This is a genomic window from Pseudomonas sp. LY-1, assembly GCF_053502595.1.
Genome location: NZ_CP094353.1, coordinates 4,170,407 through 4,190,318, shown reverse-complemented (window position 1 = coordinate 4,190,318; position 19,912 = coordinate 4,170,407). Strand labels below are relative to the sequence as shown.

The 19,912-nt window shown below is 61.5% G+C and carries 14 protein-coding genes and 3 pseudogenes; 14 read left to right on the top strand and 3 right to left on the bottom strand.

All coding sequences use genetic code 11. The annotated features are described in order from the left end of the window. The first annotated feature begins 104 nt into the window (after positions 1-104). The 11 genes and pseudogenes from MOQ67_RS19010 (at position 105) to MOQ67_RS18960 (ending at position 12,972) form a co-directional block, all read left to right on the top strand. On the top strand, positions 105-881 hold the full coding sequence (locus MOQ67_RS19010) for a CbbQ/NirQ/NorQ/GpvN family protein (protein WP_017849348.1): 777 nt from the start codon (positions 105-107) through the stop codon (positions 879-881). Further along, complete coding sequence (locus MOQ67_RS19005) at positions 865-1,428, top strand: cytochrome c oxidase subunit 3 (protein WP_017849347.1); 564 nt, start codon at positions 865-867, stop codon at positions 1,426-1,428. Before MOQ67_RS19010 ends, MOQ67_RS19005 begins: the two co-directional genes overlap by 17 nt. Positions 1,429-1,435: 7 nt before the next feature. Next, positions 1,436-1,666, top strand: a complete 231-nt coding sequence (locus tag MOQ67_RS19000; protein ID WP_017849346.1) for a cytochrome C oxidase subunit IV family protein — start codon at positions 1,436-1,438, stop codon at positions 1,664-1,666. A gap of 266 nt (positions 1,667-1,932) precedes the next feature. Further along, a complete protein-coding gene (locus MOQ67_RS18995; RefSeq protein WP_232925644.1) occupies positions 1,933-6,243 on the top strand; it encodes an RHS repeat-associated core domain-containing protein in 4,311 nt (1,436 codons plus the stop codon). Next, a complete protein-coding gene (locus MOQ67_RS18990) occupies positions 6,243-6,806 on the top strand; it encodes a hypothetical protein (protein WP_158683846.1) in 564 nt (187 codons plus the stop codon). Before MOQ67_RS18995 ends, MOQ67_RS18990 begins: the two co-directional genes overlap by 1 nt. Before the next feature lie 142 nt (positions 6,807-6,948). Next, positions 6,949-7,041, top strand: a pseudogene (locus MOQ67_RS18985) (hypothetical protein); the annotation flags it as partial. Between the two features lie 148 nt (positions 7,042-7,189). After that, the gene (gene vgrG / locus MOQ67_RS18980) at positions 7,190-8,608 is read left to right on the top strand and encodes a type VI secretion system tip protein VgrG (RefSeq protein ID WP_448675540.1); all 1,419 of its coding nucleotides are present in this window, start codon (positions 7,190-7,192) and stop codon (positions 8,606-8,608) included. Positions 8,609-8,623: 15 nt separating this feature from the next. After that, on the top strand, positions 8,624-9,058 hold the full coding sequence (locus MOQ67_RS18975) for a DcrB-related protein (protein ID WP_046489201.1): 435 nt from the start codon (positions 8,624-8,626) through the stop codon (positions 9,056-9,058). A 141-nt stretch (positions 9,059-9,199) separates the two neighbouring features. Further along, positions 9,200-9,640, top strand: a complete 441-nt coding sequence (locus tag MOQ67_RS18970) for a c-type cytochrome (RefSeq protein ID WP_017849342.1) — start codon at positions 9,200-9,202, stop codon at positions 9,638-9,640. Positions 9,641-9,643: 3 nt separating this feature from the next. After that, the gene (locus MOQ67_RS18965; RefSeq protein ID WP_017849341.1) at positions 9,644-11,065 is read left to right on the top strand and encodes a cbb3-type cytochrome c oxidase subunit I; all 1,422 of its coding nucleotides are present in this window, start codon (positions 9,644-9,646) and stop codon (positions 11,063-11,065) included. 65 nt (positions 11,066-11,130) lie between these two features. Then, complete coding sequence (locus MOQ67_RS18960; RefSeq protein WP_017849340.1) at positions 11,131-12,972, top strand: nitric oxide reductase activation protein NorD; 1,842 nt, start codon at positions 11,131-11,133, stop codon at positions 12,970-12,972. Here the strand turns inward: MOQ67_RS18960 and MOQ67_RS18955 are convergent. The 3 genes and pseudogenes from MOQ67_RS18955 to MOQ67_RS18945 all read right to left on the bottom strand — a co-directional run. Next, positions 12,966-13,157, bottom strand: coding sequence for a hypothetical protein (locus tag MOQ67_RS18955; protein WP_017849339.1), 192 nt, complete (start codon positions 13,155-13,157; stop codon positions 12,966-12,968). The genes MOQ67_RS18960 and MOQ67_RS18955 overlap by 7 nt on opposite strands. Then, positions 13,154-13,840 carry a Crp/Fnr family transcriptional regulator gene (locus MOQ67_RS18950; RefSeq protein WP_017849338.1) on the bottom strand — a complete coding sequence of 229 codons (687 nt, stop codon included), beginning with the start codon at positions 13,838-13,840 and terminating at the stop codon, positions 13,154-13,156. The genes MOQ67_RS18955 and MOQ67_RS18950 overlap by 4 nt, the downstream gene beginning before the upstream one ends. A 132-nt stretch (positions 13,841-13,972) precedes the next feature. Beyond that, positions 13,973-14,428 (bottom strand): annotated as a pseudogene (locus MOQ67_RS18945) (hemerythrin domain-containing protein); the annotation flags it as partial. Positions 14,429-14,636: 208 nt separating this feature from the next. Between MOQ67_RS18945 and MOQ67_RS18940 the strand changes: the two are divergent. From MOQ67_RS18940 to nosZ, 3 genes and pseudogenes are all read left to right on the top strand, one after another. Then, positions 14,637-15,602: pseudogene (locus MOQ67_RS18940) on the top strand (sigma 54-interacting transcriptional regulator); the annotation flags it as partial. A gap of 134 nt (positions 15,603-15,736) precedes the next feature. Next, a complete protein-coding gene (gene nosR / locus MOQ67_RS18935; protein ID WP_017849335.1) occupies positions 15,737-17,869 on the top strand; it encodes a transcriptional regulator NosR in 2,133 nt (710 codons plus the stop codon). Positions 17,870-17,880: 11 nt separating this feature from the next. Continuing rightward, positions 17,881-19,782 (top strand): TAT-dependent nitrous-oxide reductase, encoded by a 1,902-nt coding sequence (nosZ, locus tag MOQ67_RS18930; RefSeq protein ID WP_017849334.1) that lies wholly within the window; start codon positions 17,881-17,883, stop codon positions 19,780-19,782. Positions 19,783-19,912 lie beyond the last annotated feature (130 nt).

Genomic DNA, 19,912 nt, shown 5'->3' with positions numbered 1-19,912 from the left:
CCGCAAACTTCGCTTGATCACGATCAAGTTTGTCTCGGGCGGTGCTTGCCAGGTTGTCGCAGGCGCCCTTAGCGTGGCCATCAAACCCGCTGTGGATGCCTGTCATGACTGAGCCCTTCTACCAACCCCTGGACAATGAACACCTGCTGTTCGAACACGCCTGGCGCCACCGCATGCCGGTGCTGATCAAGGGCCCCACGGGCTGCGGCAAGACCCGTTTCGTGCAGCACATGGCGCATCGTCTGAACTTGCCGCTGTACACCGTGGCCTGCCACGACGACCTGAGTGCCGCCGACCTGATCGGCCGTCACCTGATCGGCGCCGAGGGCACCTGGTGGCAGGACGGCCCGCTGACCCGTGCCGTGCGCGAAGGCGGCATCTGCTACCTGGACGAAGTGGTCGAGGCGCGCCAGGACACCGCCGTGGTGCTGCACCCGGTGGCCGACGACCGCCGCGAGTTGTACCTGGAGCGCACCGGCGAAGTGGTCAAGGCGCCGCCGTCGTTCATGCTGGTGGTGTCCTATAACCCCGGTTACCAGAACCTGCTCAAGGGCATGAAACCCAGCACCCGCCAGCGTTTCGTCGCGATGCGCTTCGATTACCCGGCCGTCGAGGGCGAAGCGCGCATCGTGGCGCGCGAGGCCCAGGTGGACCTTGCCCTGGCGACCCAGGTGGTGCGCCTCGGCCAGGCCTTGCGCCGCCTCGATCAACACGACCTGGAAGAAGTGGCCTCCACGCGTCTGCTGATTTTCACCGCGCGCCTGATCGCCGCCGGCATGCCCATTCGCGAAGCCTGCCTGGCATGCCTGGCCGAGGCGCTGACGGACGACCCGCACACCGTGACCGCCTTGATGGACGTGGTCGATGTGTACTTTGCCTGAACCGCGCCGCCTGCCGGGCGACCTGGCGATGTGGTTTTTCATCCTCGCCGAGTTGTCGGTGTTCGCGATTCTGATCCTCGCGTTCGCCGTGACCCAGGTGCTCAAGCCCGAGGTGTTTGCCGAAGGGCGCGCGCAACTGGACACCTCCACCGGGCTGGCGATGACCTTGAGCCTGTTGACCGCCGGGCTGCTCGCCGCGCTGGCGTTGCAGCAGGTGCGATTGCAGCGCTGGCGACGCGGTGCCGGTTTGTTCGTCGCGGCGCTGTTGGTGGCGCTGGTCTATGTGGCGATCAAACTCACCGAGTACGCCCACCTCGGCGCTGCCGGGTTGGGCCTGGAGCACAGCACGTTTTTTACCTTGTACTGGCTACTGACCGGGTTCCATTTCCTGCATGTGCTGCTGGGCATGGTGATTCTCGCGTGGCTGGCGCTGGGCTGCTGGCGCGGCGGGCTGTCGGTCGGCGGGCTGGAGTCGGGGGTGCTGTATTGGCACATGGTGGACCTGGTGTGGGTGGTGCTGTTTCCGTTGGTTTACGTGATTGGATGAGGTACCGATGTCCATTTCCCAAGGGCTGATCGTGTGTTGGGCCACGTTGGTGGTGCTCAGCGTCGGCACCGTGCTCGCCGGCGGCTCCGGGCTGTGGCTGGCGGTTTTGCTGCTGGCGGTGGTCAAGGCGTGGCTGATTGCCGATGGGTTCATGGAGTTGCGGCATGCTCCCAGGTTTTGGCGTCGGCTGGTGCTGGGTTGGCCGGTGGTTCTGGTGTTGGTGGTGGGGCTTGTCTAGGCTCGGGGCGCCCAAGATCAAAAGCCAAAGCGAGGCGGCCGTATAGCCGACTTGATTCTGGAAGCCGGGCCCGGTCACCAGTGGGAGCTGGCTTGCCTGCGATGGCATCGCCTGGGTGGACCTGATGGACTGAGATGTCTGCATCGCAGGCACCTCCGCTCCGCCTGCTTTGGGAAAATTCTTACGCCTCCCTCGGAAAGTCTCACCTGAGCAACACGTTAGTCGCGTGATTTGATTCCGGCCTTTTCAGGCAGGGATTGCTGGTCATGACTGACGCGTTTTGGGCCGCCCGCGAAGGCGACGCGCTGCTGCACGCCTCAATGATGGCCGATGTTCTCGGCGGTGTGCTGGAAGTCGCCGCCTATGCCGCCATCACGTCCGTGGGCTGCCTGGCCGCTGGCGCGCTGATTGCCGCAGCGACCGGCGTGACCATTGCCACAGGTGGCGTTGGATGCGTCGCCCTGGGACTGGCGGTCGGCGCGGTGGTGGGGATCAGCGCCGGGCTCTCGGGGGCTGACGTGAAGATCTCCAGTTGGTGCGAAACCGCCGCCAACTGGGTTTTTCCGCCGGTGATCGAGGCCTTTATCACCAGCGGCTCAAACGACGTTTTCATCAATGGCAAACCAGCGGCCCGGGCCGCCGGACAGATGATGGCTGTGCCGATCGCGCCCAGTGAGCCACCGGCCCCCCGTTTTCTGGACATCGCACAGGGATTTTTCTCACAACTGTGGCGCCCGACGGTCGCCACACCCGCTGCCGGTACCGTGCCGTGTCCGCTGGACACGGTCGCCTGCACCAAGCACCCGCCCATGCCCGAGCAATTTATTGCCGAGGGTTCCAGTTCGGTCTTCATCAACGGGCAACCGGCCGCACGCAGCGGTGACCGCAGCACGTGTGACGCCAAGATCGGCAGCGTCGAGGGGCTGATTTCTGCCGATGTGCGTATCGGTGGCGACCCCGTCGTGGTGCGCGAAATTCGCAGTGGCAAGACACCGGGCGTCGGCTTGGCGATTGCCGCGCTGCTTGCGCTACGCGGCAATGTGAAAGGCTTTTGGAGCAAATTGCCGTGCCTGGCCGGCGGCGCGCTGGCGGGCGGGGCCGTGGCGTATGGAACCGGCAAGCTCACCTCGGCACTCAACAGCGCGGTCAACGGTTCGCCCAACCCGGTGCATAGCCCGACCGGGGCCAAAATCCTCGGCGCCGAAGAAGAACTGGACTTCGTCCTGCCAGGCCTGCTCCCCATCGACTGGCAGCGCTTCTACAGCAGCCTCGATCAACGCCACGACGGCCTTTTCGGCGCCGGCTGGAGCGTTGCCTATGAGGTCGCCGTCGAGATCGATCAAGATGAACACCTCACCTACATCGACGAACAGGGGCGCCGCGTAGACATCGGCTACCTCCCGTTGTCAGGCGGCGCCTTCAGCCCCGGCGAAGGCCTTGCGGTCAGGCGCAGCGCCGACGGCGCCATCCTGATCGAAAGTATCGACGGCCTGTATCGGCTCTTCGAGCCCGACCCTCTGAACCCCTTGCGGATGCGCCTGTATCTGCTGGGTGATCGCAACGAAGGGCGCCTCTTTCTGGATTACGACGCCCAGGGTCGCCTGTGCCGCCTGCGCGACAGCCATGCGCTGATGCACGTCGACGTGAGCTACACCGTCGAGCATCCGCGGCGCGTGAGCCATATCGAGCGCCGTTACCTGCATCGGCAACATTTTGCTGGGCGCAGCGACGTGCTGGTCAGCTATCGCTACGACACCCACGGCGACCTGGCCGAAGTCTTCGACGCACAAGGCACGAGCCAACGACGTTTTGCTTACGACAGCGCGCGGCGCATGGTCGAACACCAACTGCCGAGTGGCTTGCGCTGCTTCTACCAATGGCGCGCAGTGTCTGGCCCGCAGGGTGAAGAATGGCGGGTCAGCCGGCATTGGACCGACGCCGGCGATGAATTCACCTTCGATTACGACCTGGATGCCGGTATCACGCGCGTCACCGATGGCCTGAAACGGGTCAGCACACGCTATTGGAACCCGCAGTACCAGATCATCCGCTACGTCGATAACCTGGGCCATACGTGGCAGTTCGAATGGAGCGAAGATCGCCAATTGCTCGGCGCGATTGATCCGCAAAACGGCCAGTGGCGCTTCAGTTACGACGAATCCGGCAACCTGAGCGCAGTGACCGATCCACTGGCCAGGATCAGCAACACCCAGTGGCTGGCGCATTGGGCATTGCCCGAAGTGGAAACCGACCCGGCGGGTAACCGTTGGCATTACCGCTACGACCGGCATGGCAACTGCATCGAAGAGATCGATCCGCTGGGCAACCGCACCCGTTATGTCTACGACGATTTCGGCCAGCCGGTGCAGATCATCGATGCCACCGACAAAACCCGGAAGCTGCACTGGGACGAGTGGAGCCAACTGATCGAGGAGGTGGATTGCTCGGGCTACGCCACCGCCTACCAGTACGATGCGTTCGGCAATGTGGTGGTGCACACCAATGCTGAAGGTGAGTCGGTGCGCTATCAGTACAGCCGGCAAGGGTTGTTGCTGGAATGCCGACTTTCGGACGGGCGCCTTGAGCATTTCCAGCGCAACGCCAGTGGTTATCTGACGGGCTATGTCGACCCCGCCGGCAACACGTCCCGCTATGCCTACGACCGGCGCGGCCAGGTCAAACAACGCTGGGACGCGCACAACCACTGCGTCACCTTCGACCACGACGCCTACGGGCGACTGCTGAAACTGACCAATGAAAACGGCGAAAGCTATCGCTTTGAGTGGGACGCGGCCGACCGCCTGGTGCAGCAACAAGACCTCGACCACAGTCGGCGCTGCTATGCCTATGACCCGCTGGATAACGTCGTCGCCGTCGGTTACCTGCCGGGCACCGAAGGCGAGCCGGTAGACGCCCTGACACACCAGTTCCAACGCGACCCGCTCGGGCGCCTGGTCAGCAAAGTCACCGCCGACGGCACCACCGTTTATAAGCACGACCTGAACGACCAACTGGTCGCGGTCACCTTCACCGCTCTCGACGGTCGCGAGCAAGCACTTGGCTTTAGCTATGACGCGCTGGGGCAACTGTTTGAAGAACACAGCTCGGCGGGGTGTCTGCAACACCATTACAACGAATTGGGCAACCTGACTCAAACCCACTTGCCTGACGGACGCTGGCTCAATCGCCTGTACTACGGCAGCGGCCACCTGCATCAGCTGAATCTCGACGGCCACGTCATCAGCGACTTTGAACGCGACCGCCTGCACCGCGAACTGCAACGCACCCAGGGTCAACTCAGAACAAATACCGACTATGACCGCAGTGGCCGGGTCCGCTCACGCCAGCGGCGCAGCATCGACCAGCCGTGGCAGTTGCCGCCATTGGTCGAAACCCACTACAGCTACGACCCCAGCGACAACCTGATCGGACGCCGCCGTACCGATCGCCAAGAGCACCTGGCCTACGACAGTAGCGGACGTATCCTCGTCAGCCAACAGATAGGCCGGATCGAAACCTATGCCTACGATGCGGCGGCCAACCTGCTCGACGGGCCACAACAAGGCGGCCTGGTACGGCATAACTGGCTGCTGACGTATCAAGACAAGCGCTATACCTACGACGCTTTTGGGCGAATGGTTGAAAAGCGCAGCGCTGCACGAGGTTTGCAGCGCTTTGCCTACGACGCCGAAAGCCGGTTGGTTGAAGTGCGTAATGAAAACGGCAGCGTTGTTAGGATGGTCTATGACCCGTTGGGTCGGCGCATTGAAAAAACTGAACACGGCAGCGATGGCTATCCGCTGGGCGAAACCCGGTTCACCTGGGATGGCCTGCGGTTGTTGCAGGAGCATAAACACAGTCAGACCAGCCTTTATCTCTACGATGGCGACAGCTACGAGCCACTCGCCAGGGTCGACGGTGAAGGTGAACACCAACGCGTGCGGTATTACCACAACGACCTGAACGGCTTGCCGGAGCAACTCAGCGAGGCCGACGGCCACGACATCTGGCGAGCGACTTATCGGGTGTGGGGCAATACGCGGGAGGAGGTGCGGGAACCTTACTTCATTGAAGAGCAGAATTTGCGGTTTCAGGGGCAGTATCTGGATCGGGAGACGGGGCTGCATTTTAATACGTTTAGGTTTTATGATCCCGATATAGGCCGCTTTACAACAACCGACCCTATTGACCTGATGGGTGGGTTCAACCTTTATCAGTATGCCCCTAACCCGGTCACATGGATAGATCCTTTTGGCTGGGCATGTGGTCACCATGGGCATCACTCCGATCCAAAATTCATGGGGGGAAAACATAACCAAAATCTGACGAAACTTACCGACACTGATCACAAACAGCTTCACCGTGATATGAATGACTTCTTAGTCGGAAAAACAAAAAACATCAATGGCGGCACCGTGCATATGCGGCCTCAACGAGGTAACAGCGGAAAAAAAATACGGTTGAATTTCACCAGGACTGAAAGGCTCAGAGCGCTTGCTGACTTCTACAAAGGTAAGGGTGCACAATACAAAGATGCTGTTTTTGACTTCTTCATACAACACCAGGGGCTAAAGTAGTGACTCAGTTCTTAACCATTGCCTACGACTTAAGCGCTATAGATAATCACGCGTACTTTTTTGATGGAGCACCTGATAGTATTTTTTGCAAAACCTGTGGTTGCTGCATTGATAAAAACTATCTGCCTAGAGAACTTAAAACACCAAACAAAGCTGATATTGGTGCAACTTATGATGGGCGCTTCATCGCGTCGCTACGTTTCAAGGAATACATCGAAAATTTAAAATTGAGTGTTGGATTTTCATTAGTCAATGAAAAAAATCAGCTATTCATGATGCGGCCTCAAAAAATCATCAAATACAGTGCTCAACAGTTGGAAAATCTCTGTAGTACGTGTGGTCAATATTTTGACTGTGTGGTTCCCATCCCGAGTTTCTATCAAGAAACTGGGAAGCGTCTAGAATATGGAATGTTTTTCACAAGTATTGGCTTCGGTAGCGGGAAAGAAAAAAGCCCGGCCATTATTCTCGGCATCGAAACCGCACTTGAAATAAAGAGCGCAATAAAATCATTAAAATTAAGAGGCGCTGATATTAGTGAGATTCTTATGCCTAATGACTAAGACTATCACTCAGCGCTTATCACTCAGCGCTTATCGCTCAGGCGCGTAAGACGGGATAGGTCTATTTGTTATTTAGTCTGTTTATTTTTCGGCCACTTAAGCGAGTGCAAAAAGGCATAAATAAGACGGTCCTGAAGGGCATGAATTCCTCACGCGCATGCTCGAAGGCAAGGCGCTGGCGGGTGTGCGGATCAGTAGCCTGGATAACGAATTGCACTATCAGTTCAACGATTGACCTGAAGAAACACGATCAAAAATGTGGGAGGGGGCTTGCCCCCGATGGCGGTGAATCAGTCGCCAGATGCATCAACTGACACACTGCTATCGGGGGCAAGCCCCCTCCCACATTTGGATTGGGTTCCTTCAGCTATTAGGGTACTTCGATGCTATTCAACCAAACCTCACGCCTGGCCAAAATCACCAGCCCCCTCGGGCCGGACGTGCTGTTGCTCAATCAAATGGGTGGCGGCGAAGAGTTGGGCCGGCTGTTCGCCTATGAGCTGCAACTGACCTCCCTGGACGCCAACATCGACCTCAACCAGTTGCTGGGCAAGCCGATGAGCGTCGGCGTGCAATTGGCGGACGGCGGCGAGCGGCACTTTCACGGCATCGTCGCGCAGTGCAGCCAGAGCATCGACCAGGGCCAGTTCGCCAGCTACCAGGTGACGCTGCGCCCGTGGCTGTGGCTGCTGAGCCGCACGTCGGACTGCCGGATTTTCCAGAACCTGAGCATCCCGCAGATCATCAAACAGGTGTTCCGCGACCTGGGCTTTTCCGACTTTGAAGACGCCCTGAGCCGGCCGTACCGCGAGTGGGAATACTGCGTGCAGTACCGCGAGACCAGCTTCGATTTCGTCAGCCGCTTGATGGAACAGGAAGGCATTTACTACTTCTTCCGCCATGAACAGGACCGCCACGTGCTGGTACTGGCCGATGCCTACGGCGCCCACGCCACGGTGCCGGGCTACGTGTCGATTCCGTACTATCCCAAGGACGAGCAGCAACGCGAACGCGACCACCTGTACAACTGGCACCTGGCCCAGCAAGTGCAGCCGGGCTCGCTGGAGCTCAACGACTACGACTTCCAGCGCCCCAGCGCGAGCATCGACGTGCGCTCGGCGATGCCGCGCCCGCACGCCGCCGGCGACTACCCGCTGTACGACTACCCCGGCACCTACGTGCAAAGCGCGGACGGCGAACACTACGCGCGCACCCGCATCGAAGCCCTGCAAACCCTGCATGAACAAATCGAATTCAACGGCAACGCCCGCGGCCTCGGTTCCGGCCACCTGTTCAGCCTCACCGGCTTCAGTCGCCAGGACCAGAACCGCGAATACCTGATCGTCGGCTGCCGCTATTACATCGTTCAGGAAAGCCTGGAAAGCGGCGGCGGCTCCAGCTCGGCGCAGTTCGACAGCAGCCTGACCTGCATCGATGCCCAACAAAGCTTCCGCCCGCTGGCCAACACCTATCGCCCCATCGTCAAAGGCCCGCAGACCGCGCTGGTGGTCGGCCCCAAGTCTGACAGCGCCGCCACGCGCTATACCATCGAAGCTGGAGACAGTATTCGTCTGGTGTGCGGCGACAGTGTGATTGAGCTCACGGCAGACGGAGCCATCAACCTGACCTGTGGCTCGTTCAATCTGTTTTCCTCCGGCAGCAGCAAGATCCAGACACAAGGCAAACTGGATATCAACCAGGGCAGTGACGAGGGCACATCACCCGGTCAGCAGGGTGTGCGAGCCACTATCCATAACGCCGTCGAATCAACATTTGCGGACAAGCCGGGCGCCGGCCAATAACGAGATACTTGCACCATGAACTACTTGATCAATGAAGCCCAATTCACCTTGCCCGATGCAGCCTTACAGGATGCCTCGATCAATATCCTCAAGTTCGCCCACCTGGGCACCACGCTGGTCGTCAGCCGTAGCCCGCTGGCGGACGGCGAAACGTTGCAAAGTAACTTCGAAGCGCAGCTCAAGACGCTCGAACAACAGGAGAAGTACCTTCGTTACTCGCCAGTGCAAGCCATAAAGGTGGGGGCCGCACTGGATGTCGATGCCTATGAAGTGCAGAACAGTTTCAACAAAGGCAGCGACAGCTTTTACCAGTACCAGTTGGCGCTGCAACTACCGGGCACACGCCGCCTGATCGCGTTGAGTTACGTCAAGACCCAACCCCTCGGGCCCGCCGAAGCGGCTCACTGGGCAACGCTAAAGAGCACGCTTAGCTTCTTCGCCACACCCTGAATCACACGGAGCCAAACCGACTGCTACTCAATCCCCCCAAGAATACCTGACCACCCCGATCAACAATTCTTGATCGCCATCAAGCGGTTTTCACCCTCCACCTTCCTATCATGACCCCCGCCAAGCCATGAGGAAGCGACCATGTCAGAGACCTTCACCAAGGGCATGGCCAGGAACATCTATTTCGGAGGAAGCGTGTTCTTCTTCCTGATTTTCCTGGCCTTGACCTACCACACCGAACAAACCTTTCCCGCCCGTAGCAATGTCGACCAGCTCACTGAATCCGTGATCCGAGGCAAGAGCGTCTGGGAGCGTAATAACTGCGTCGGTTGCCACACCCTGTTGGGCGAAGGCGCGTACTTTGCGCCGGAGCTGGGCAATGTGTTCAAGCGTCGTGGGGGTGACGAAGGGTTCAAGCCGTTCCTGCACGCCTGGATGAAAATGCAGCCCCTTGGGGTGCCGGGGCGTCGCGCCATGCCGCAATTCAACCTCAGCGACCAGGAGGTGGACGATATGGCCGAGTTCCTCAAATGGAGCTCGAAGATCGATACCAATAACTGGCCACCCAACAAGGAGGGCTGAGCCATGCGCAGCGCCAATCCCTATCTGAAATTCCAATCCCAGGCCGTGGCCAAACCCTACTTTGTGTTTGCCTTGATCCTGTTCGTCGGCCAGGTGCTGTTTGGCCTGATCATGGGCCTGCAATACGTGGTGGGCGACTTTCTGTTCCCGTTGATCCCCTTCAACGTGGCGCGGATGGTCCATACCAACCTGTTGATCGTCTGGCTGTTGTTCGGCTTCATGGGCGCCGCCTATTACCTGATACCCGAGGAGGCCGACCGCGAGCTGCACAGCCCCAAACTGGCGATCTTGCTGTTCTGGGTGTTTGCCGCAGCCGGGGTGTTGACCATCCTCGGTTACCTGTTGGTGCCCTATGCGGCACTGGCCAAGCTGACCCATAACGAACTGCTGCCGACCATGGGCCGCGAGTTCCTCGAGCAACCGACCATTACCAAAATGGGCATCGTGGTGGTGTGCCTGGGCTTTCTCTACAACATCGGCATGACCCTGCTCAAGGGCCGCAAAACCACGGTCAGCATGGTGATGATGACCGGCCTGATCGGCCTCGCGGTGTTCTTCCTGTTCTCCTTCTACAACCCCGGCAACCTCGCACGTGACAAGTTCTACTGGTGGTGGGTGGTGCATCTTTGGGTAGAAGGCGTGTGGGAACTGATCATGGGCTCGATGCTGGCGTTCGTGCTGATCAAGGTCACCGGCGTCGACCGTGAAGTGGTGGAGAAATGGCTGTACGTGATCATCGCCATGGCTTTGATCACCGGGATCATCGGCACCGGGCACCACTTCTTCTGGATCGGCGCACCCGAGGTGTGGCTGTGGGTCGGCTCGATCTTCTCGGCCCTGGAGCCGCTGCCGTTCCTGGCGATGGTGATGTTCGCCTTCACCATGGTCAAACGTCGGCGGCGCCAGCACCCGAACCGCGCGGCGACCTTGTGGGCCAAGGGCACCACGGTGACGGCGTTCTTCGGCGCCGGGGTCTGGGGCTTCCTGCATACGCTGGCACCGGTCAACTTCTACACCCACGGTACCCAGCTCACGGCGGCCCACGGTCACCTGGCGTTCTTCGGGGCCTACGCGATGATCGTGATGACCCTGATCAGCTACGCCATGCCACGCTTGCGCGGCCTCGGCGAAGCGCCCGATGCGCGTTCGCAGACCATTGAAATCTGGGGCTTCTGGCTGATGGTGCTGTCGATGGTGATGATCACCCTGTTCCTCACCGCCGCCGGTGTGGTGCAGGTGTGGTTGCAGCGCTGGCCGGCGGACGGTGTGGCCTTGCCGTTCATGGCCACGGTCGAGCATTTGACCGTCTTGTTCTGGGCCCGGTTGGCCAGTGGCGTGGTGTTCCTGCTGGGGCTGCTCTGCTACCTGTACAGCTTCCGCCAACGCCAAGCCGTCGCCGGTGCGCCGGCGCCGATTGTGTATTGATCGTCAATCCCTAAGACGGCGGCCCGGCTGGTACAGCGGGCCGTTTTACGTTTGGAGCACGGCTCATGGCCTTTACCCTGGAATTGGAAGAGTGGGTCGGCAGCGTCTGGCACCGCTTCATCACCCGCCGTGCCAATGTCGATTTCCCCGAGGCGCAGGTCGCGCTGACGGACCATCAGCGCAGCCTGGCCCTGTTGTTCCGCGCCCTGGGCGGCGCTGGCGGGATGGCGTTGGAGGCGGCCTGCGAGCGCGACCTGTTGCTGCGCCGCAACCTGTTGATGCGTATCGCCGGTACCTGCAAGCAAGCCCCCCTGGCGTCCTGCGACGGTAACCGCTTGCGCTTGCCGGCACGCCTGGCGGTATTTCCCGACGCGGCGCTGAATCACGAGTTGTACCGCTGGCTGGCGCTGCTCGCGGCCCACGCCGGGCCGATGAGCCACTGGGCCCGCGACAACCAACGCTGGACCTGGCTGCTGTTGCAGCGCTACCCGGCGATGCTGCCGCGCTACCAACGCCTGGTGGAGGCGCACCTGCAACTGCGCCCCGACCCCGCCAGCCTCAAACCCGACGAAGCCGCCCTGGAGCGGGCCTTGCGCAAGGCCCTGCGCGAACCCGGCAGCGTGCGTCACTTGCCGCGCAGTTCACGGGCCGCCTGGCCGTTGCCGTTATGGCTGTACCCGGCGCTGCAGTTGGACACCGCGCAAAATACCGACCTGGAGGAGGAGGGCGACGACCTCTCAGCCCCGCCCGGCGAGCAGCAAGGCGGGCCCAAGCGTGCCACCCGCGTTGACGACGCGAGCCGCGATGGCGGCCTGCTGGTGGTGCGCCTGGAAAACCTGTTCAGTTGGAGCGAACACGTCGACCTCGATCGCTGGTCCGACGACAGCCAGGACCCGGACGCCGCCCGCGTCGCCGAAGACCTCGACCAGTTGAGCCTGTCGCGCCAGCGCGTGCGCAAGAGCGGCGGGCTCAAGCTGCACCTGGATCTGCCGCCCGCCGATGTCGACGACATCCCCTTGGGCGACGGCATCAAGTTGCCCGAGTGGGATTACCGCCGGCAGTGCTTGCAGGAAGGCTTCGTCAACCTGCAATTGATGCAGCCGCGTTGCGACGCACCGCAACCCTTGCCCGCGCGGTTGCAGGCCCAGGCCCAGCGCTTGCGCCGGCAATTCCAGAGCCTGCGCACCGACCGCCAATGGCAGCGCCAGCAGCCCCAGGGGTCAGAGGTCGACCTGCAGGCCTGGCTGGATTTTCATGTGCAGCGCCAGCAGGGTGCCTGCGCCGAACGCGGGCTGTTCCTTGAACAACGCCACACCCACCGCGACCTGGCGTGCCTGTTGCTGGCCGATCTGTCGATGTCCACCGATGCCCATGTCAACGATGAGCAAAAGGTCATCGATGTGATACGCGACAGCCTGCTGCTGTTCGGCGAAAGCCTGGCCGGGGCAGGGGATCGCTTTGCGTTGTATGGGTTTTCTTCACTGCGGCGGCACCAGGTGCGCTTGCAGGTGCTCAAAACGTTCCAGCAAGCCTATGACGACCGCACGCGCGGCGCGATCCAGGGCCTCAAGCCGGGCTACTACACGCGCATGGGCGCGGCTATCCGTCAGGCTACCCAGTTGCTCGGCGCCTGCCCGCAGCGGCGCAAGTTGCTGTTGTTGATCACCGACGGCAAGCCCAATGACCTGGACCTGTATGAGGGACGTTACGGCGTGGAGGACACGCGCCAGGCGGTGGTCGAAGCGCGGCGCCAGGGCTTGATTCCGTTCTGCATCACCATCGACAAACAGGCCGGCGACTATCTGCCGTACATGTTCGGCGCCCATGGTTTTACCCTGATCCATCGCCCCGAACAATTACCGCAACGCCTGCCGCAGCTGTATCGGCAGTTGACCGAGACTCAGTAAAAGTCCCTGGGCAACCAGAAGAACATCACCACGCAGAACAGCGTCAGGCCCAGGCAGAACCACTGGAAACGCTTCAGTCGGCGCGCCTGGGTGCTGGCGTGGGCCTCGGGCAGCGGTGTGGCGCAACGCTCGCACAGGTCGCGCTCCACGGCATTGCCGTGCTGGCAGACCAGGCAGGTTTTCACTCGAATTGCTCCAGGCGCGGGCGGTCGAGAATTGCGATCTGCCGGCCGTCCTGGGTGATGATTTTCTCGTCGATCAAGCGCCGGATAATCCGCGAAAACGTCTCCGGCTGGATCGACAGGTGCCCGGCAATCAGTTGCTTGGCCATCGGCAGCTCGAAGCTGCAGTCGGTGGTGCTTTGCAAGCGCACCAGTTGCGTGAGCAGGTAGCGCACCACGCGGTGGGTGGCGTTTTTCAGCGACAGGGTTTCGATCTCGTTGACCCGCTGGTGCAGGCGCACGCACAACTTGCCGAGCAGGGCGAAGGTCAGGCGGCTGTTGCTCTGCAGCAAACGCATGTAGGTGGCATTGGACAGCCGGTACAACTGCGTGGGGCACACCGCTTCGGCGCACGCTACGTAGTTGGGCGTATCCATCAGCATCATGGCTTCGGCGAAGGTCTGCCGTTCGCCGATCACCTCGAACACCTTCTCCTGGCCGTCCGGGGTGAGGCGGTAGATTTTCACCGCGCCGGCGATCACGAAGTAGAACGCATCGGCCGGTTCGCCCTGGCGGAACAGCGGTTCGCCTTTGTCGACACTGAGCAATTGGCTGCTGCTCATCAGCTCGTTCAACTGCGCCTCGTCCAGGGGTTCGAACAAGTGGTGGCTGCGCAGGATCTGGTGATGAACACGATGGAGCACCATCTTGACCTCGGGGAATATCGGGAAGGGATACCCAAGGTTAATCCTGTTGGCGTCGGCCGTACTTGATCTACGACAAGGGCAGCGCACAGGCAACGCTGCACGATCGTCGCAGTGAACGCTTGCGAAAGTGCGCTATGCGCGGGCCGCGGCGAGGCTGGGCGCGGCCCGGGCAAACAATATGTCGTTCTCCAGGCGGATGTGTTCGCGCAGGTCGGCATGGAAGGCGCTCAGCTCGCGGTACAGGCTGCGCCAGGTATTACAGGCCTCGGCCGGCGGGGTGATCTGGTTCGTCAGGCTCAACAACTGCTCCAGGGCCTCGGCGTGTTGGTCGTGCTCGTAGCGCATCACCTGGATCGGCGTCGACGCCTGCGGCCCCATGCCCATTTGCAGCATCGGGAACAATACCTGTTCCTCCTTGAGCATATGGCTCTCCAGTTCCTGCTGCATGTCGAGCAGCAGGTCGGCCAGGCCGTTGGGGCATTGCAGGTGCTGACCGTGGACCTGTTCGACGCGGCTCGCCATGCGGACCAGTTCCGGCAATTGCTCGCGATGACGTGCGTGGTAGCGCGCCAGCAGATGGTCGATCAAGTGGTCCTGGGTTTGGGTGTTCCAGTCGCTCACGGTCATCGGGCTTTCCTCATCGGCAGTACGGGTATGAACCAGTGATTGCAGGCAGCGTGCCAATTTTAACGCATTGAAAAGTAACGATTTATCCCGGAGTAAGGTAATCATGACCACACGCTGCCAGGGTGCTCTGAACCCCAGGAGGGTCGAAATGACCGCGCCGCTCGACGGCATCCTCGGCCAGAGCGCGGTGTTGCAGGAGTTGCTCGACGAGCTGGCGTTGCTGGCCGAAACGCAGTTGCCGGTGTTGTTGCTCGGCGAAACCGGGGTCGGCAAAGAGCTGTTCGCGCGGCGCCTGCATCGCCTGTCGCAACGCGGCAACAAGCCTCTGGTGCAGGTCAACTGTGCGGCGCTGCCGGAGGCGTTGGCCGAAAGCGAGCTGTTCGGTCACGTCAAGGGCGCCTTCTCCGGCGCCACCCACGACCGCGCCGGGCGGTTCGATGCGGCCAACGGCGGCACCTTGTTCCTCGATGAGGTCGGCGAATTGCCCTTGAGCATCCAGGCCAAGCTGCTGCGTACCCTGGAGAATGGCGAGATCCAGCGCCTGGGCGCCGATCGGCCATTGCATGTGGATGTCCGCATCATCGCCGCCACCAATCGCCACCTGCCCGACCGCGTGCGTGACGGCCTGTTTCGCGCCGACCTGTATCACCGGCTGTCGGTGTACCCGCTGCCGATCCCGGCGTTGCGCGAGCGTGGCGAGGATGTGTTGCTGCTGGCGCGGCATTTCGCTGAGCTCAACCGCGAGCGCCTGGGCTTGCATGACCTGCAACTGTCGCCGGCGGCGCAACAGGCGCTGCTCGAGTACGCCTGGCCGGGCAATGTGCGTGAGCTGGAGCATGTGATCAGTCGCGCCGCGTTGAAGCAGCTCAGTCGTGGCGAGCCGCGCAGTTCGGTGATCCGCCTGGAACCGCACGCTCTGGGCCTGGACACGGCCGCCGTCGCGGTGGAACGAGCCATGCCCGCGTCATCGATCGAGGCCTTCCAACCCTTGGCGGTGGCGGTGGACGAGTGCCAGCGCTGGAACATTCGCCACGCCCTGGAACACTGCGCCGGCAATTGGGCGAGTGCCGCGCGTTTGCTCGGCGTGGACGCGAGCAACCTGCACAAGCTGGCGCGGCGCCTGAAGCTCAAGTAAGGGGTGTGACAACACGCCAGCTGTGCGTATCTGCCGCACTACCTACCGGCCAGACTTGATTCTGGTCAAGGGCCACCTGCCATCACCACCCCTACCATCCGTCCCATCTTCAGCCCGACGCCTCAAGGGACTCCATGACTCGCTCCGCGCGCTTGACACGCCACTGGCTGACGCTGCTGGTGGTGTTGCTCATCACCAGCTTCACCGCCCAGGCCCGGCCTTACGGCGACATCGAACAGCAGCGTATCGAACGCGCTTTCCCCGCCCAGGATGCGGTCTCCGCACCCGACGGGCCGTTCAAGGTGCGGACCATTTCGACTGCCGGCAAGCCCATCGGCTACGTGTTCCAGAGCCTGGATGTGGTGGCGATCCCGGCGTATTCAGGCAAGCCGATCAACACCCTGGTGATCCTCGACGCCGCCGGGGTGATCCGCGATGCCTACGTGCTGGAACACCACGAGCCGATCCTGTTGATCGGTATTCCCGAGATCAAACTGCACGAATTTACCGCGCACTATTCCGGTGTCGATGTGCGCCAGCGCGTGGTGGTCGGGCGTTCCAGCGATCCGAAGGCGGTGACGGTGGACGCGATTGCCGGCGCGACCGTGACCGCGATGGTGGTCAATGAAGTGGTGATGCGGGCGGCCCATGACGTGGCGGTGTGGCTCAAGCTGATCGACGGCAAGGCCGCGACCGCGCAGAAAGTCGCGCTGATCCGCACCGACCGGTTTGACCCCGCCACCTGGGCACAATTGACCGGCAATGGCGCGATCCGCCGCCTGCATTTGACCCGGGGCCAGGTCGACGCGGCCTTCAAGGACACCGCCGCCGAAGGCGCCGAGGCCGCGGACGAGACCTTCATCGACCTCTATGTGGCCGACATCAACCCGCCGAGCATCGGCCGCAACCTGCTGGGCGAAGAGCACTACCGCACCCTGATGCAGGGGCTCAAACCCGGCGAACAGGCCATCGCCGTGCTCGGCCGTGGGCTGTTTTCGTTCAAGGGTTCGGGTTATGTGCGCGGCGGGATTTTCGACCGGGTGCAGTTGCGCCAGTTCGGCAACGTGATCAGCTTCCGCGACCTCGACCACCAGCGCATCGACGATGTCTACGCCGAGGGCATCCCGGCCTTCGACGAGATGTCGGTATTCATCGTGCGCCCGCAGGCCGGCTTCGACCCAGGCTCGCCCTGGACCCTGGAACTGCTGGTGCGGCGCCAGACCGGCCCGGTCAGCGGCACGTTCAGCAGCTTCGAACTGCCTTACCAGATGCCCGAACAGTACCTGGAACGGCCGCTGCCCACCGCCGCCGAACAAGCCGCGCTGGATGAGGCCAGCCGCCCACTGTGGTTGAGCATCTGGTACCAGAAACAGGTGCAGGTCATGGTGCTCGGCGTCGCGCTGCTGCTGCTTACCGCGATCCTGTTCCTGCAGGACAGCCTGGCCCGGCGCCCGCGCCTGCTGCACTGGCTGCGCCGCGGCTACCTGGTGTTTACCGTGGGGTTCATCGGCTGGTATGCGCTGGGGCAGTTGTCGGTGGTCAATGTGCTGACCTTCGTGCATGCGCTGGTCCAGGACTTCCGCTGGGAACTGTTTCTCACCGACCCGCTGATCTTCATGCTCTGGGTCTTCACCGCCGCCAGCATCCTGTTGTGGGGGCGTGGGGTGTTCTGCGGCTGGCTGTGCCCGTTCGGGGCCTTGCAGGAACTGCTCAACGAGGCCGCGCGCCGCCTGAAGATCCGCCAGTTCGAATTGCCCTTCGCGGTGCATGAACGGCTGTGGGCGATCAAGTACCTGATCCTGCTGGTGCTGTTCGGCCTCTCCCTGGAATCCATGGCCACCGCCGAACGCTTTGCCGAAGTGGAACCGTTCAAGACCGCCATCACGCTCAAGTTCGACCGCCAGTGGTGGTTTGTGCTCTACGCCGTGGCGTTGCTGGTGATCAACCTGTTCACCCGCAAAGTCTACTGCCGCTACCTCTGTCCCCTCGGCGCCGCCCTGGCGATCCCCAGCAAATTCCGCCTGTTCGATTGGCTCAAGCGGCGCCAGGAATGCGGCAACCCGTGCCAGCTGTGCGCGAAGGAATGCGAGATCCAGGCGATCCACCCGGACGGCCATATCAACGCCAACGAATGCCACTACTGCCTCGACTGCCAGATGACCTGGCACAACGAAAACAAATGCCCGCCGCTGATCAACAAACGCAAGAAGCGCAACAAGGCGGCGCCCGAACAGATTCCCGTAGTGCAGATCAATCCCAACACTTGAAGGAGCAACCCATGAACGATACAGACGATAAACATGACGGCCTGACCCGGCGCAGTTTCCTCGGCACCGGTGCGGTGACCGGCGCCGTGCTGGCGGGTGCATCGGCCCTCGGCGGCGCGGTGTTTACCCGTGAATCCTTCGCGGCGGCGGCCAAGGACGCCAAATCGAAAATCCATGTGGAACCCGGCCAGCTCGACGACTACTACGGCTTCTGGAGTGGCGGTCACCAGGGCGAAGTGCGGGTGATGGGCGTCCCGTCGATGCGCGAGCTGATGCGTATCCCGGTGTTCAACGTCGATTCGGCCACCGGTTGGGGCCTGACCAACGAGAGCAAGCGCATCCTCGGCGAGGGCGCCAAGTACTCCAACGGCGATTGCCATCACCCGCACTTGTCCACCACCGACGGCCACTACGACGGCAAGTACCTGTTTATCAATGACAAGGCCAACAGCCGGGTGGCGCGCATCCGCCTGGATATCATGAAGTGCGACAAAATCCTCACCGTACCGAACGTCCAGGCCATCCACGGCCTGCGCCTGCAAAAGGTGCCCTACACCAAGTACGTGTTCTGCAACGCCGAATTCATCATCCCGCACCCCAATGACGGCCGAAACTTCGACCTGCAGGATCGCAACAGCTTCACCATGTTCAACGCCATCGATGCGGAAAAAATGGAGATGGCCTTCCAGGTGATCGTCGACGGCAACCTCGACAACGCCGACATGGACTACACCGGCAAGTACGCAGCGGCCACCTGCTACAACTCGGAAAAGGCCACCGACCTGGCCGGCATGATGCGCAATGAGCGCGATTGGGTGGTGGTGTTCAACATCCCGCGCATCGAAGCGGCGATCAAGGCCGGCAAGTTCATCAATGTGGACGGCGTCAAGGTGCCGGTGGTGGACGGACGCAAATCCGAGGACGGCAAGGACAGCGAGTTCACCCGCTACATTCCGGTGCCGAAAAACCCCCACGGCTGCAACACCTCGCCGGATGGCAAGTACTTCATCGCCAACGGCAAGCTGTCGCCGACCTGCACCATTATCGCCATCGACAAACTCGACGACCTGTTCAGCGGCAAGATCAGCGACCCGCGCGGTGTGGTGGTCGGTGAACCGGAGCTGGGCCTGGGCCCGCTGCACACCACCTACGACGGACGCGGCTTTGCCTACACCACGCTGTTCATCGACAGCCAGGTGGTCAAGTGGAACATCGCCGAGGCCATCCGTGCCTATGGCGGCGAGAAGGTCAACTACATCAAGCAGAAGCTCGATGTGCAGTACCAGCCCGGTCACAACCATGCGTCGCTGACCGAAACCCGCGACGCCGACGGCCAGTGGCTGGTGGTCTTGAGCAAGTTCTCCAAGGACCGCTTCCTGCCCACCGGCCCGCTGCACCCGGAAAACGACCAGTTGATCGACATCTCCGGCGATGAAATGAAACTGGTCCACGACGGCCCGGCCTTCGCCGAACCCCATGACTGTGTGATGGCGCGCCGCGACCAGATCAAGACCAAGAAAATCTGGGAGCGCAACGATCCATTCTTCGCCGAAACGGTGGCCATCGCCAAGAAGGACGGGATCAACCTGGAAACCGACAGCAAGGTGATCCGCGACGGCAACAAGGTGCGCGTGTACATGACCTCCATGGCCCCGGCCTACGGGCTTTCGGAGTTCACCGTCAAACAGGGCAATGAAGTCACCGTGACCATCACCAATATCGACATGATCGAAGACGTGACCCACGGCTTTGTCATGGTCAACCACGGCGCGAGCATGGAGATCAGCCCGCAGCAGACCTCGTCGATCACATTCATTGCCGACAAGCCCGGGCTGCATTGGTACTACTGCAGCTGGTTCTGCCATGCCCTGCACATGGAAATGGTCGGGCGGATGAAGGTCGAGCCCGCCTGACACGCTGTTTGAGAAACGACACAAGGCAAATGAGGGAGGGACGGTGCGACGATTCGACTTGCTCCCGATGGCGGTGAATCAGTCACAGATGCATCAACTGACACACCCTCATCGGGAGCAAGTCGAATCG

What these genes read in the sequence shown, in the direction of transcription:
- MOQ67_RS19010 (WP_017849348.1), top strand. Translation starts at nt 105, where the DNA reads ATGACTGAGCCCTTCTACCAACCCCTGGACAATGAACACCTGCTGTTC.
- MOQ67_RS19005 (WP_017849347.1), top strand. Translation starts at nt 865, where the DNA reads ATGTGTACTTTGCCTGAACCGCGCCGCCTGCCGGGCGACCTGGCGATG.
- MOQ67_RS19000 (WP_017849346.1), top strand. Translation starts at nt 1,436, where the DNA reads ATGTCCATTTCCCAAGGGCTGATCGTGTGTTGGGCCACGTTGGTGGTG.
- MOQ67_RS18995 (WP_232925644.1), top strand. Translation starts at nt 1,933, where the DNA reads ATGACTGACGCGTTTTGGGCCGCCCGCGAAGGCGACGCGCTGCTGCAC.
- vgrG (WP_448675540.1), top strand. Translation starts at nt 7,190, where the DNA reads ATGCTATTCAACCAAACCTCACGCCTGGCCAAAATCACCAGCCCCCTC.
- MOQ67_RS18975 (WP_046489201.1), top strand. Translation starts at nt 8,624, where the DNA reads ATGAACTACTTGATCAATGAAGCCCAATTCACCTTGCCCGATGCAGCC.
- MOQ67_RS18970 (WP_017849342.1), top strand. Translation starts at nt 9,200, where the DNA reads ATGTCAGAGACCTTCACCAAGGGCATGGCCAGGAACATCTATTTCGGA.
- MOQ67_RS18965 (WP_017849341.1), top strand. Translation starts at nt 9,644, where the DNA reads ATGCGCAGCGCCAATCCCTATCTGAAATTCCAATCCCAGGCCGTGGCC.
- MOQ67_RS18960 (WP_017849340.1), top strand. Translation starts at nt 11,131, where the DNA reads ATGGCCTTTACCCTGGAATTGGAAGAGTGGGTCGGCAGCGTCTGGCAC.
- MOQ67_RS18950 (WP_017849338.1), bottom strand. Translation starts at nt 13,840, where the DNA reads ATGGTGCTCCATCGTGTTCATCACCAGATCCTGCGCAGCCACCACTTG.
- nosR (WP_017849335.1), top strand. Translation starts at nt 15,737, where the DNA reads ATGACTCGCTCCGCGCGCTTGACACGCCACTGGCTGACGCTGCTGGTG.
- nosZ (WP_017849334.1), top strand. Translation starts at nt 17,881, where the DNA reads ATGAACGATACAGACGATAAACATGACGGCCTGACCCGGCGCAGTTTC.